The 13,356-nt window shown below is 63.4% G+C and carries 11 protein-coding genes; 7 read left to right on the top strand and 4 right to left on the bottom strand.

The features are described from left to right. The first annotated feature begins 1 nt into the window (after position 1). The 4 genes from ATO9_RS08910 to ATO9_RS08895 all read left to right on the top strand — a co-directional run bounded on the left by ATO9_RS08910 (position 2) and on the right by ATO9_RS08895 (position 7,845). On the top strand, positions 2-3,913 hold the full coding sequence (locus ATO9_RS08910; RefSeq protein WP_043747608.1) for a baseplate multidomain protein megatron: 3,912 nt from the start codon (positions 2-4) through the stop codon (positions 3,911-3,913). A gap of 93 nt (positions 3,914-4,006) precedes the next feature. Continuing rightward, on the top strand, positions 4,007-4,810 hold the full coding sequence (cysE, locus tag ATO9_RS08905) for a serine O-acetyltransferase (RefSeq protein WP_043747607.1): 804 nt from the start codon (positions 4,007-4,009) through the stop codon (positions 4,808-4,810). A gap of 183 nt (positions 4,811-4,993) precedes the next feature. Continuing rightward, positions 4,994-6,370, top strand: coding sequence for a calcium-binding protein (locus ATO9_RS08900; RefSeq protein WP_043747606.1), 1,377 nt, complete (start codon positions 4,994-4,996; stop codon positions 6,368-6,370). Positions 6,371-6,663: 293 nt separating this feature from the next. Then, the gene (locus tag ATO9_RS08895) at positions 6,664-7,845 is read left to right on the top strand and encodes a calcium-binding protein (protein ID WP_052418196.1); all 1,182 of its coding nucleotides are present in this window, start codon (positions 6,664-6,666) and stop codon (positions 7,843-7,845) included. 28 nt (positions 7,846-7,873) lie between these two features. Here ATO9_RS08895 and ATO9_RS08890 read toward each other — a convergent pair whose 3' ends face one another. The 3 genes from ATO9_RS08890 to ATO9_RS08880 all read right to left on the bottom strand — a co-directional run bounded on the left by ATO9_RS08890 (position 7,874) and on the right by ATO9_RS08880 (position 10,008). Next, positions 7,874-8,770, bottom strand: a complete 897-nt coding sequence (locus ATO9_RS08890; RefSeq protein WP_043747605.1) for a DMT family transporter — start codon at positions 8,768-8,770, stop codon at positions 7,874-7,876. Positions 8,771-8,939: 169 nt separating this feature from the next. After that, positions 8,940-9,509, bottom strand: a complete 570-nt coding sequence (locus ATO9_RS08885; protein ID WP_202902121.1) for a peptidylprolyl isomerase — start codon at positions 9,507-9,509, stop codon at positions 8,940-8,942. After that, complete coding sequence (locus tag ATO9_RS08880) at positions 9,502-10,008, bottom strand: peptidylprolyl isomerase (RefSeq protein WP_043747604.1); 507 nt, start codon at positions 10,006-10,008, stop codon at positions 9,502-9,504. The genes ATO9_RS08885 and ATO9_RS08880 overlap by 8 nt, the downstream gene beginning before the upstream one ends. 218 nt (positions 10,009-10,226) lie before the next feature. Between ATO9_RS08880 and ATO9_RS08875 the strand changes: the two genes are divergently transcribed. The 3 genes from ATO9_RS08875 to ATO9_RS08865 all read left to right on the top strand — a co-directional run bounded on the left by ATO9_RS08875 (position 10,227) and on the right by ATO9_RS08865 (position 12,960). Next, positions 10,227-11,414 carry a phosphoglycerate kinase gene (locus ATO9_RS08875; RefSeq protein ID WP_043747603.1) on the top strand — a complete coding sequence of 396 codons (1,188 nt, stop codon included), beginning with the start codon at positions 10,227-10,229 and terminating at the stop codon, positions 11,412-11,414. 107 nt (positions 11,415-11,521) lie between these two features. Beyond that, positions 11,522-12,415 (top strand): fructose bisphosphate aldolase, encoded by an 894-nt coding sequence (locus ATO9_RS08870; protein ID WP_043747602.1) that lies wholly within the window; start codon positions 11,522-11,524, stop codon positions 12,413-12,415. A gap of 245 nt (positions 12,416-12,660) precedes the next feature. After that, a complete protein-coding gene (locus ATO9_RS08865) occupies positions 12,661-12,960 on the top strand; it encodes an FtsB family cell division protein (protein ID WP_043747601.1) in 300 nt (99 codons plus the stop codon). Positions 12,961-13,001: 41 nt separating this feature from the next. On the opposite strand, the gene ATO9_RS08860 is transcribed toward ATO9_RS08865, so the two are convergent. Further along, the gene (locus ATO9_RS08860; protein ID WP_043747600.1) at positions 13,002-13,298 is read right to left on the bottom strand and encodes a DUF6958 family protein; all 297 of its coding nucleotides are present in this window, start codon (positions 13,296-13,298) and stop codon (positions 13,002-13,004) included. Positions 13,299-13,356: the final 58 nt, after the last annotated feature.

The raw sequence follows: 13,356 nt of genomic DNA, 5'->3' as shown, positions 1-13,356 counted from the left end.
CATGGCGACCATTCTGCTTTCAGCCGCCGGTGCGGCCCTGGGGGGCACGCTGGGCGGGTCTGTCCTCGGCATGTCCTCCGTCGTGGCGGGGCGCTTCGTTGGCGCCGTGCTGGGCCGGGCCATCGACCAGCGCCTGATGGGGCAGGGGGCCGAGCCCGTCGAAACCGGCCGGGTCGAGCGTATCCGCCTGATGGGCGCCGGAGAGGGCGACCCGATCGCCCGCATCCATGGTCGCATGCGTGTGGCGGGTCAGGTGATCTGGGCCAGCCAGTTCCGCGAGGTCGTCAGCGAAAGCGGCGGCGGGGGCGGCAAGGGCCTGTCGCAAAGCGCCAGTCCCGCGATCCGCAACTACTCTTACCGGGTCAGCCTTGCGGTGGCCCTGTGCGAGGGCGAGATCTCGGGCGTCGGGCGGGTCTGGGCCGATGGGGCGGAACTGGCCCCCGAAGCCCTGGGCATGCGCGTCTATACAGGCGCCGCCGACCAGTTGCCCGATCCCAAGATCGAAGCGGTCGAGGGCGCGGGCACCGTGCCCGCCTATCGCGGTACGGCCTATGTCGTCTTCGAAGAGCTGAACCTCGATCGCTGGGGCAACCGCGTGCCGCAATTCACCTTCGAGGTGCTGCGCCCCGCACCCGCTGAAATAGGCCCCGACGACCCGGCCCGCGCGATCCAGGCGGTCGCGATGATGCCCGGCAGCGGGGAATACGCCCTGGCCACCACGCCTGTCAGCTTTGATCTGGGCGCAGGGGTGGTACGGATGGCGAACGTCAACACGCCCTCCGGCAAGGCCGATTTCCCGACCGCGCTGGACCAGATGGAGGCGTCCCTGCCTGCCTGCCAGAACGTGTCCCTGATCGTCAGCTGGTTCGGCAACGACCTGCGCTGCGGCGAATGCGCAACCGTCCCGCGCCTGGAACAGAACGCACAGGATGGCACCGGCATGCCATGGAGCGTGTCGGGCGTGACCCGGCCCATCGGTCTGCAAGTGCCACGCGATGATGACGACCGCCCCGTCTATGGCGGCACGCCCTCCGATGCGTCGGTGGTCCAGGCGATCCGCGAGATGAACGCCCGCGGCCAGAAGGTGATGTTCTATCCCTTCCTGCTGATGGACCAGATGCCGGGCAACACCCTTACCAATCCCTGGACGGGCGATGAAGGCCAACCGGAGCTTCCCTGGCGCGGTCGGATCACCACGTCGCTCGCACCTGGCGTCGATGGATCCCCAGACCGGACCGCGCAGGCGGGGTCCGAAGTGGACGCCTTCTTTGGCACTGCGGCCGCCTCGGATTACGTGATCGGGGACGGTGTGGTCAGCCATGTCGGGACGCCGGATTGGCAGTACCGGCACTTCATCCTGCACTATGCCGCGCTCTGCGCGGCCGCCGGTGGGGTCGACAGTTTCTGCATCGGGTCCGAGATGCGCGCCCTGACACAGATCCGGGATGCAAACGGCTTTCCCGCCGTTGCCGCCCTCCGCGATCTCGCGGCAGAGGTGCGCACGATCCTCGGTCCCAACACGAAGATCGGCTATGCGGCGGATTGGTCGGAATATTTCGGCTACCAGCCGCAGGATGGCAGCGGTGATCGTTACTTCCACCTCGATCCGCTGTGGTCCGACGCCGAGATCGACTTCATCGGGATCGACAATTACATGCCGCTGTCGGACTGGCGCGACGGCGACACCCACGCCGATGCCCAATGGGGCGACATCTACGACCTCGACTACCTGCGCGCCAATATCGAGGGCGGCGAGGGGTATGATTGGTTCTACCATTCGCCCGAAGCCGAAGCCGCCCAGATCCGCACGCCCATCACCGACGACGCCCATGGCGAGCCCTGGATCTGGCGCTACAAGGATATCCGCAACTGGTGGGCCTCGGCGCATCACGAACGGATCGACGGCGTCCGGCAGGAGCTTCCGACCGGGTGGGAGCCGCAATCCAAACCCATCTGGTTTACCGAACTGGGCTGCGCGGCCATCGACAAGGCGACCAACCAGCCCAACAAGTTCCTCGACCCGAAATCCTCGGAATCGCAATTGCCACGCGCCTCGGACGGGCGGCGCGACGACCTGATCCAGCTGCAATACCTGCGCGCCATGTACAGCCATTGGGGCGATCCGGCGAACAACCCGGTCTCGGTCGAATACGGTGGACCGATGATCGACATGTCGCGGGGCTTCGTCTGGGCCTGGGATGCGCGACCCTTTCCGTGGTTCCCGCGCAACCGCGAGATCTGGTCGGACGGCGCGAACTACACCACCGGCCACTGGATCACCGGCCGCGCCTCTGCCCGCTCGCTCGCCTCCGTCGTGCGCGAGATCTGCGTTTCGGCCGGGGTCACGCAGATCGACACCGACGGGCTCTGGGGTGTGGTCTGGGGGTTCGAACAGCCCGAAGGCGGCACCGCGCGCCAGGCGTTGCAGGCGTTGATGCTGCGGTTCGGGTTTGACGCTGTCGAACGCGAGGGGCTGTTGCGCTTCCGTATGCGTGATGGCCGCGTCGATGCCATGCTCGATCCCGACCAAATGGCCCTCAGCAGCGAGCTGGACGGCGTGACCGAGGAAACCCGCGCGTCGGAGGCCGAGATGGCGGGCCGCATCCGTATCCGCTTTGTCGAAGCCGAGGCCGATTTCGAAACCATCGCCGAAGAAGCCGCCCTGCCGGAAGAGGATCACGGCCCCGTCGCCGGACAGGATCTGCGCCTGTCCATGTTGCGGGGCGAGGGGCGGCAGGTCGCCGAACGTTGGCTCAGCGAGGCGCGGATCGCCCGCGACACCCTCCGCCTGGCTCTGCCACCCTCGCGCGCGGACCTCGGCCCCGGCGACGTGGTGCAGATCGGGCCCGGGGAGGCACGCTACCGGATCGACCGGATCGAACGCTCCGGGATGGGCCTGATCGACGCGGTGCGGATCGAGCCTGAAACCTACCGACCCGTCGACATGATCGAGGATGCCACGACCCAGAAGGCCTTCGTGCCGCCGGTTCCGGTCTTCCCGCTGTTCCTCGACCTGCCGCTCATCACCGGGGACGAAGTGCCCCATGCGCCCCATATCGCGGTGACGGCGCGGCCCTGGCCCGGTTCCGTCGCGCTCTACCAGGGGGCGGAGGATGCCGATTACACCCTCGACCGGATCATCGACGCCCGCGCCACGATCGGCGTCACCGAAACCGCCTTGCTGCGGGCGGCCCCGGGCCGGTTCGACCGGGCGAACCCGCTGACCGTCCGCCTGACCAGCGGAGAGCTGTCGTCGGTCAGCGATGCCGCCTTGTTGTCTGGCAAGAACCTGATGGCAATCGGCGATGGCACCCCCGGCAATTGGGAACTGTTCCAGTTCCGCGATGTTGTCCCGGGGGGCGATGGGGTCTTTCTGCTCAGCCACCGGCTGCGGGGGCAATTGGGCACGGATGCCTGGATGCCGGTTGCCTGGCCCGCCGGGTCCTACGTCGTGCTGCTGGACGGCCGCCCGACCCAGATCGGTCTGACCGGGGCGCAGCGGGGCTATGCCCGGCATTTCCGGATCGGCCCGGCGGAACGCGGCTATTCCGACACGTCCTACCGCCACCAGGTGCATGCCTTTGACGGGATCGGGCTGAAACCGCTCAGCCCGGTTCACCTGCGGGCCGCGCCCGAGGGCGGCGACCTCGCGATCAGCTGGATCAGGCGCACCCGTATCGACGGCGACCGCTGGGACGGGCTGGACGTACCGCTTGGGGAAGAGGCAGAGCTTTACCGTCTGCGCGTCTTCGATGGTCCGACGATCCTGCGCGAAACCACGCTCTCCACCCCTGGCTGGACCTATTCCACGGCCGAACAGGGGGCCGATGGCGGGGCATCGGGCAAGGTGATCGAGGTCGCCCAGATCTCGGCCCAGGTGGGTGCAGGGGCGCCGGCACGCCTGTCCCTGTGATCATCACGAAGGCCGATTGGTCGACATCACGCCATTGCGTTTTCGCTCCGCGTCTCTATTTGCTACACTACGCGGAGCAGAAAAGGACGCACCATGGCCGAAACGCGCGCAAAAATCTCCAAGGTCGATCCCGTCTGGGACCGTGTCACCCGTGAGGCCGAAGAGGCAATCACAGGCGAACCGCTCCTTGGTGGCATGATCCATTCGGTGATACTGCACCACAATTCGATCGAAAGCGCGCTGGCCTACCGGATCGCGATGAAGCTGGCCAATTCCGAGATGTCGGAACAGCTGCTGCGCGAGATCTGCGACGAGGCCTATGCCTCCGACCCCGCCATCGCCTCTGCGGCGCGGGCCGATATCATGGCCGTCTACGACCGTGACCCGGCCTGCCACCGGTTCCTTCAGCCGCTGCTCTACTTCAAGGGCTTCCAGGCGGTTCAGGCCTATCGGATCGCCCATTGGCTGTGGAACGAGGGCCGCCAGGACCTGGCCTATTTCGTGCAGATGCGCGCATCTGAAATGTTCGGCGTCGACATTCACCCAGCCGCGCGGATCGGGCAGGGGATCATGATCGACCATGCTCATTCCATCGTCGTAGGGGAAACCGCCGTTGTGGGCGACAACGTCTCGCTGCTGCATTCGGTGACCCTGGGTGGCACCGGCAAGGAAGACGAGGACCGTCACCCCAAGATCGGCGACGGCGTCCTGATCGGCGCGGGCGCCAAGGTGCTGGGCAACATCCATGTCGGCCATTGCTCGCGCATCGCAGCCGGTTCTGTCGTGCTGCATGACGTGCCGGCCTGCAAGACGGTCGCCGGTGTCCCGGCCAAGATCGTCGGCGAGGCGGGCTGCGATCAGCCGTCGATGTCGATGGATCACCTGTTCGGCGGCTAAGGTCGACTTAGCGGCAAAATGACACATTGGAGTACCGCGGCGACAGGAGTGTTCTGTCGCCGATCCGGGATTGCTGTGTCAGGCGCGCGAGACTCAGCAAACCTCACCGGCACGACAACAGGATCGACGACAGTCCAGGCGCAGGATGGGCTGTAGTCGAGCCGTCTTTTGCTGAGGTGGCCAATGATTATCAACGGCACGTATGACGAGGATAACCTCGTCGGAACCGAATTCTCGGACACGATTTCCGGCGGGCTTAGTTCCGATACTTTGAGCGGATTGGCAGGTGATGACCGACTGGATGGCGGGCATCATTCGGACGAATTGTATGGCGGCGACGACAATGACACGCTTCTTGGACGCGGCTATGGCGATACGCTGGACGGCGGTTCCGGTGCAGATTACATGGTCGGGGGGTCTGGCGACGATGTCTTTTACACCGATCAGGCAGGCGATACGGTCGTAGAGGTTTCGGACCAAGGCAATGATCTCGTTATCGCCACTTATGATTATCAGCTTGCGCTGTATTTAGAGCAACTGACGCTTGTCGACACTGCGATCCGCGGCTCAGGTAACCAACGTAATAACGTTCTGACCGGAAATGACGCGGATAATATCTTGGGTGCCGGCTGGGGCAACGACCGCCTATATGGCATGGATGGTGACGACACGCTGAAGGGGGGGCGCGGGATCGATACCATGGATGGCGGTGAGGGGGCCGATGTCTACTATGTGGATGACGAGGACGACGTCATAATCGAAAACGGAACCGATGGGGCCATCGACCGTGTCATGCAATTCGTCGATTACACCTACACATCCTCGGAGCTTGTCGAACTCGTCTGGATCGACGGGTGGGCGCCAACCAATGTCTGGCTGGAAGGTGCCACGACTGTCACGGAAATCCGTGGCAACGACAATGCCAACGGGTTCTTTCTGTCCGACGAGACAACCCATGTCACACTGATCGGGGGCAAAGGCAATGACACTTACAATCTGGGGGCCAATCCTGAAGTTGCTGGCCAACCGAATGGCAATGTGATCGAAGCCCACGACGCAGGAACGGATCGCGTTGTCATCAATATGTCCTACAAACTCACCGCGCATGTTGAAAACCTGGATCTCAGGCCCGCCGAAACAACGGCTGCGAATGGCATCGGTAATGGGATCGACAATGAAATCGTGGGATCCGACGGTGATAACACGCTCATTGGACGCGAAGGCAACGACACGCTTGTCGGGCAGGGCGGTGCAGATACTTTCGTCTTCGACCGTGATCTTGGGCCGGACAATATCGACTTCGTCTTCGATTTCGTGACGGGTCAGGACACGCTGCTGTTGCGCAGTTCGATCTTTACTGCACTGTCTGCCGGTGCCTTGTCCGCGTCAGCGTTTCACCTGGGCACCGAAGCGACCGAAACGGGCCACCGCGTGATCTACGATCAGGCGACCGGAACGGTCATCTATGACGCAGATGGTTCCGGGGCTGGTCTTGCCCAGCATTTCCTGGATATGCAGGAGGGCACAGTGCTATCGGCGGAAGACATCCTCGTTTTCTAAAGTCACAATTGGCTGCGCGTGTCCTCCTGTTCACAGAACCACAACAGGCGTCGACCAAGTATATTAGAATGATTGCGCCCCATACACGTTGTGGCCTTTCGATGTGTCATAGGGGCCGGGAATGGCCAACGATTGCAACACCTTGCCCTGTTAGATCAGCAGAATGTCGCAAGAAACCCGGTTTGCGAAGATTGCTCTTCTATCCGCGCAGTAATATCGAATACCTTCGAGATTAGAATATATCGAATCGTCGCTGAACCAATTCACGGGAATAAAGCGACAAGATAAATAATATGGATGGAGAATTCATGATTATCAATGGTACGAATTTCGGTGACGTATTGACTGGCACTGGCACCGCGGATGGTGACCAAATTTACGGTGGCGCCGGCATCGACACTTTGAACGGTCTTGCTGGCAACGATTGGCTCGACGGAGGCAATGCCGCAGACAGCTTGTATGGTGGAAGTGGCGATGATTTTCTTTTGGGCCGGGACAGCGCCGACTCGCTGTTCGGCGGTGACGGGGCCGATCTGCTGCACGGTGGCGTTGGCGGGGACCAGTTGTTCGGAGGCGCCGGAAGCGACACTCTGATAGGCGGTGAAAACGCTGATACCATGGACGGAGGAGAAGGGGCCGATGTCTATTATGTTGATCATGTGAACGATGTCATCGAAGACAGCTACGCAGGCTCGGTTGAAATCGACGTAGCCTTCCAGTCTGTGTCCTTTAACTGGGGAGGTAACCATAGAATTGAGAAAGTCGTCATGACCGGGACGGCAAATATTTCGTTCAATAATACCTCTGGCACTCCGGTTCAGGAGGTTCGTGGCAATTCGGGAAATAACGAATTCTTTGGTTCTGCTTTTGCGGCGACTCAGACATTTCTCGGAATGGACGGTGACGATACCTATACCATTTTGAGACCCCGCTATCTTTCTAATCGTGAGGGCGCAACAATCATCGAAGGCTATGATGCCGGTCATGACACAGTGCGCTCTGGCTATAGCTATGCGCTAACGGCCCATGTGGAAGACCTTGTGTTGCTCAAGCAGATCACGGCCAATGGCATCGGGAACGGTCTTGATAATGTGCTTTCCGGCTCTGGGGGGAATAACACGCTGATCGGTCGCGAGGGAAATGATACCCTTGTCGGGAACGGCGGCGCTGATACTTTCGTTTTCGACAGGGCGCTCGGCCCGAACAACCAGGATTACGTGGCCGATTTTACAACTGGCGAAGACAAGATCCTGTTGCACAGCAACGTTTTTGCCGCTTTGTCCAGCGGTCAACTTGCCGAGTCTGAATTTCACCTGGGGGCAGCGGCCGCGGATGCGGATGACCATGTTCTTTACGATATGTCGACGGGGACGCTTCGTTACGACGCGGATGGAACAGGTGCCGGTTCCGCTGAAATTGTCGCTACATTCGGGGTCAACACTGTCCTGACTGTCGATGATTTCCTGATCGCCTGATCTGACTCGCGGCCGACCGGCATGGTAATCATGTCGCGTCGGCCAACCTCTGCCGTACCGGCCAGACCTCCAGCACGGCGGCGATCAGCACCAGCGCCCCACCGGCCATCTCCATAGGGGCCAGGTGTTCACCGGCCAGCAAGGCGGCCGAGACACCACCGATCAGCACCTCTATCATCAGCAGGATGCCGACCCGCGCAGGCTCCAGCCGCAGGGTCGCCCACATCAGGGCGGTCAGCGACAACGCCCACCAGATGCCGCCCGTCCCGACGCTCAGCGCGGTGACCAGGGCCAGCCCGCCGGGCAGCGCCTGGGGCAGGGGTTCCATGGCCAGCGCCAGAACCAGCGTGGTCAGCATCGCGCCCAGCACGAAGACGAAATTCGCTGGCACCGGCGGCAGGGTCGATTTCACCCGGATGCCGGTCGAGGCCACCGCCCAAAGCATCCCCGCCAGCAGCGCCATCCACTCGCCGCTCGATTGCGGGATCGGGGCCTGACCCTTGGCGCTCAGCATCACGAACAGCCCGGCGATCCCCACAACGATGGCCGCGACCCGCATCCGCGGTGTCGGCCAGCCCATGACGTAGCGCCCGATCAGCGTGCTCCAGACCGGGGTCAGGAAGAACAGCAGGATGATCATCGCCACCCGGCCATGGATCAGCGCGATGGAATAGAGCGTGAAGGCCGCGCCCCCCAGCATCAGCGAGACCAGCGCCACCGGATGCGCCGCCCGCAGCACCGAAACCTGGCGCATCGCCGGCACCAGCAGCAACGCGAAGGCGGCGACGGTGATGGCCAGCGTCGCCCACGCCCCGGCCAGCCCCGCCGCATCCAGCGCGCGCAAAGGCATCCAGTAAAAGCCCCAGAAGGCCCCGGTGATGGTGACGATGGCCGTGGCCAATGTGGTGGTCTTGTCGGTCTGCATGCCCCCGCCTTATCTGCGGGCAAATCCAAAGGGAAGCGCGATCGGCTTGCACCCGGGCAAGATCGGGCATGCACGGGTGAATGTTCCGCAGACCCAGTCATGCTTGGCCCAAACGGAAAATGGCGCCGCCCGAAGGCCGCGCCATTTCAATCTCGACGGTGGCGACGGATCACTCCGTCACGGTCACCGATACCATGCGATCCGGCTCGCCGATCACCGCGCCGTTCGGCCCGAGGCCCAGCTTGATCTGGTCCACGATCTCCATGCCCGAGGTCACTTCGCCCACGACCGTGTACTGGCCGTTCAGGAAATGACCCGCATCGAACATGATGAAGAACTGCGAATTGGCGCTGTTCGGGTTCTGGCTGCGTGCCATGCCGACGACACCACGGTCGAACGGCACGTCGGAAAACTCGGCCTGGATATCCGGCAGATCCGATCCGCCCATGCCCGCGCGGCTCATGTCGCCGCCCTGCTTGGCGAATTGCACGTCGCCGGTCTGGGCCATGAAGCCTTCGATCACGCGATGGAAATAGACCCCGTCGTAATCACCGGCCTCGGCGATTGCGGTGATCTGGGCCACGTGCTTGGGCGCGACATCTTCGAACAGGTCGATCTCGATCGTGCCCTGGGCCTCGCCCCCGACCTCGATCTTCAGACCGGTCGCCTGGGCCGCGCCCGCCGCCAGCATGACCGACAGGACAGGGGCCGCCAGGTAGGAAGCCACCAGGTTACGCATCGGCGGCCACCTTGACGCTGACCATGCGGTCGGGGCTCGCGGGGGGCTCGCCACGGGTGATCTTGTCGACATGTTCCATGCCCTCGATCACACGGCCATAGACGGTGTACTGGCCGTTGAGGAAATGGTTGTCGCTGAAGTTGATGAAGAACTGGCTGTTGGCCGAGTTCGGGTTGGCCGACCGCGCCGCGCCCAGCGTGCCACGGTCATGCGGCAGCTTGGAGAACTCGGCAGGCAGGTCGGGCATCTCGGAGCCGCCGGTCCCGGCCATGCGCGGGTTGTAATCCTTTTCCATGTTGGCGTGCTGGACGTCGCCGGTCTGGGCCATGAATCCGTCGATGACACGGTGGAAGGCCACGTTGTCATAGGCGCCGGCGCGGGCCAGTTCCTTCATGCGCTCGCTGTGCTTGGGCGCGACGTCGGGCAGCAGCTCGATCGTGACGGTGCCGTCCTTGAGCTCCAGCAGGATGGTGTTTTCGGGGTCCTTGATATCGGCCATTCATGCCTCCTTTGAACGTTGACGGAGGGTTTAAGCGCTGTGACGCCGAAAGGGAAGGGAAGCTCGCACCGGGCGGCGGGAATGTGATCCCTCGCCGCGCTGCGCGGCCCCCGCCAGATCACCGCATCCGACTGAGAACGCTACCAAGGTTGACCGCCTGTGCTGCACGCGCGAAAAGACGCGCGACATTGCATAGCCATCGGCAGGGAGCACGGAGCATGGGCTGGAAAACCATCGACGACATGGACCTCAACGGGAAGAAGGTGCTGCTGCGCGTCGATATCAACGTCCCCGTCGAAAATGGCCGCGTCACCGACGCCACACGGATCGAACGCATCGTGCCCACGGTCGATGACATCATCGCCAAGGGCGGCAAGCCGATCCTGGTGGCGCATTTCGGACGGCCCAAGGGCAAGGTCGTGCTCGACATGTCGCTGCGCCAGGTCCTGCCCACCCTGAAGGAAAAGCTGGGCCACCCCGTCGCCTTCGTCGAAACCCTCGACGCCGCCGAGGCCCATACCGAAGAACACGACAGCGCCGAGGTCATGCTGCTGGAAAACATCCGGTTTCATCCCGGCGAGGAAAAGAACGACCCCGAATTCGCCAAACGCCTGGCCGGGCTGGGCGACGTGTTCTGCAACGATGCGTTTTCCGCCGCGCACCGCGCCCATGCCTCGACCGAGGGCGTCGCGCATCACCTGCCATCCTGCGCCGGCCGCCTGATGCAGGCCGAGCTCGAGGCGCTCGAGGCCGCGCTCGGCAATCCGCAGCGTCCGGTCGTCGCCGTCGTGGGCGGGGCCAAGGTGTCGACCAAGCTCGACCTGCTGGGTAACCTCGTCGCCAAGGTCGATCACCTCGTGATCGGTGGCGGCATGGCCAACACCTTCCTCGCCGCGCAGGGCATCGACGTGGGCAAGTCGCTGTGTGAACACGACCTCGCCGACACGGCGCGCGAGATCCTCGCCAAGGCCGAGGCCGCCGGCTGCGAAATCGTGCTGCCCTCCGACGTCGTCACCGCCCGCGAATTCAAGGCCGGCGCCGAGAACGAGGTCGTGCCGGCCAATGCCTGCCCCGAAGATGCGATGATCCTCGATGCCGGTCCCGGTGCGGTCGCCAAGGTCGGCGAGGTTCTGGACGGTGCCAAAACGCTGATCTGGAACGGCCCGCTCGGTGCCTTCGAAATTCCGCCCTTCGACACGGCAACCAACGCCGCCGCGGCCCGCGCGGCCGAACTGACCAAGGCCGGCAAGCTGACCTCGGTCGCCGGGGGCGGCGACACGGTCGCGGCGCTGAACGGGGCAGGGGCCGCCGACAGCTTCACCTACATTTCCACCGCCGGTGGCGCCTTCCTGGAATGGATGGAGGGCAAGACCCTGCCCGGTGTCGCGGCATTGGGTGCGGCCTGAACGCCGGTTAGCGCCACCAGAATTGTCAGCGGCCCTCCGGGGCCCTAGAACCGGACCGAACGAAAGGCCGCGCCACGCGGCGGACAGGGATCAAGGCGAAGACCGACATGAGCAAATCCGACCAGAAACAGCAGATCGCAAACGGCCAGGGCTTCATTGCCGCGCTGGACCAGTCCGGGGGCTCCACGCCCAAGGCGCTGAAACTCTACGGGATCGAGGAAGACGCCTATTCCGGCGATGAAGAGATGTTCGGCCTCATCCACGAGATGCGCGCCCGGATCATCAAGTCCCCCGCCTTCACCGGCGACAAGGTGGTCGGCGCGATCCTCTTCGAACGCACCATGGACGGTGAGATCGACGGCATCCCGACCGCCCAGTACCTGTGGGAAAAGCGCCAGGTCGTGCCTTTCCTCAAGGTCGACAAGGGCCTCGCCGACAGCGAGAACGGCGTGAAGGTGATGAAGCCGATGCCCGATCTCGACGCACTGCTGGAAAAGGGTGTCTCAAAGGGCATCTTCGGCACCAAGATGCGGTCCGTCATCGACGCGGCCAACCCGGCGGGCATCAAGGCCGTCGTCGCCCAGCAATTCGAGGTCGGCAAGCAGATCCTGGGCCACGGCCTGGTGCCGATCATCGAACCCGAGGTCACGATCTCCATCTCCGACAAAGCCGAGGCCGAAGAGATGCTGCTGAACGAGATCAAGGCCCAGTTGGACGCGCTGCCCTCCGATCTGGACGTGATGCTCAAGCTGACGCTGCCCGAGACCGACAACCTCTACAAGCCGCTGGTCGACCATCCCCGCGTCATCAAGGTCGTCGCGCTGTCGGGCGGTTATTCCCGCGAAGAAGCCAATGATCGCCTGTCCCGCCAGACCGGCATGATCGCCTCCTTCTCGCGCGCGCTGACCGAAGGATTGTCGGCGCAGCAGGCCGATGCCGATTTTGACGCGACCCTCGCGGCCACGATCGACGACATCTACAAGGCCTCCATCGCAGGCTGAGGGCAGGGGGCCAGACCCCCGCCACCCGTGCCACATGATCCCCGGCCTCGGTTCGGGGATCACCGCGGCACACCGCATTGCCCCGCAGGTCAGGCGCCTTACGCCGTAAGCGCACCCCTCACCGTGGCAAATTTACGCTGAAAACCGAATCGTGATCGAATTTTGCGAATCAGGGGATTCACATCGCGAATCGCTTATGTCATTGTGCTTACACCGTCCGCTAGAGACGGATTAATGAGGCAGACATGAGCAATCTGGGTCGTCCCGCCATCACGGGACTCGTCTATTTCGTGCTGGTCTTCTGCGCCGGGGTCTATTTCACCTTTGCTGCCGTGCAAGGGGAAATGGGACTGTTCCGTCGCGCGGAAATCGCCGCCGACCGTGACAAGCTGGCGGCCCAGCTTGCCGTGCTGCAAAAGGATGTCGACCGGATGGAGAACCTGACCCGCAGGCTGTCCGACGATTACCTCGACCTCGACCTGCTGGACCAGCAGACCCGCGATGTTCTGGGCGTCCTGCGCCCCGACGAAATCGTCGTCCGCTGATCGAACTTACGCTGTAAGCCGCACCGCAAACCCCAGGCCTGTCAGCCGCTTTTGCTCAGCGACAACCTGACCGGCGCCCCCTTTGCGCGCACCAGCACGCCCTTCGCCTCCAGGTCCAGCTGCACGCATTTCAGCCACCAGCCCGCGGTCGCTCCGCCGGGAAACAGCGCCTGATCCAGATGCGGGTCCAGCGCCGCGCGGATTTCCTTGACGCTCATCACCGCGCCCGGCGTCATCCCCGCCAGCATGGCATGGCGCATCGCCTCGTACTTGGCCGCATCCACCCGGGTCACCTTGCCCGGCGTGTTGATGTTTTCGACCTCGATCTTGTCACCCATGTCATCTCCTCCATGTTATTCTGGGTGCGAAGCGCCCCCGCGTCAATTTCACCCTCGC

This window comes from Pseudooceanicola atlanticus, assembly GCF_000768315.1.
GTDB classification, from domain to species: Bacteria; Pseudomonadota; Alphaproteobacteria; order Rhodobacterales; family Rhodobacteraceae; genus Pseudooceanicola; species Pseudooceanicola atlanticus.
This window is presented reverse-complemented; position numbering and strand designations above follow the sequence as displayed.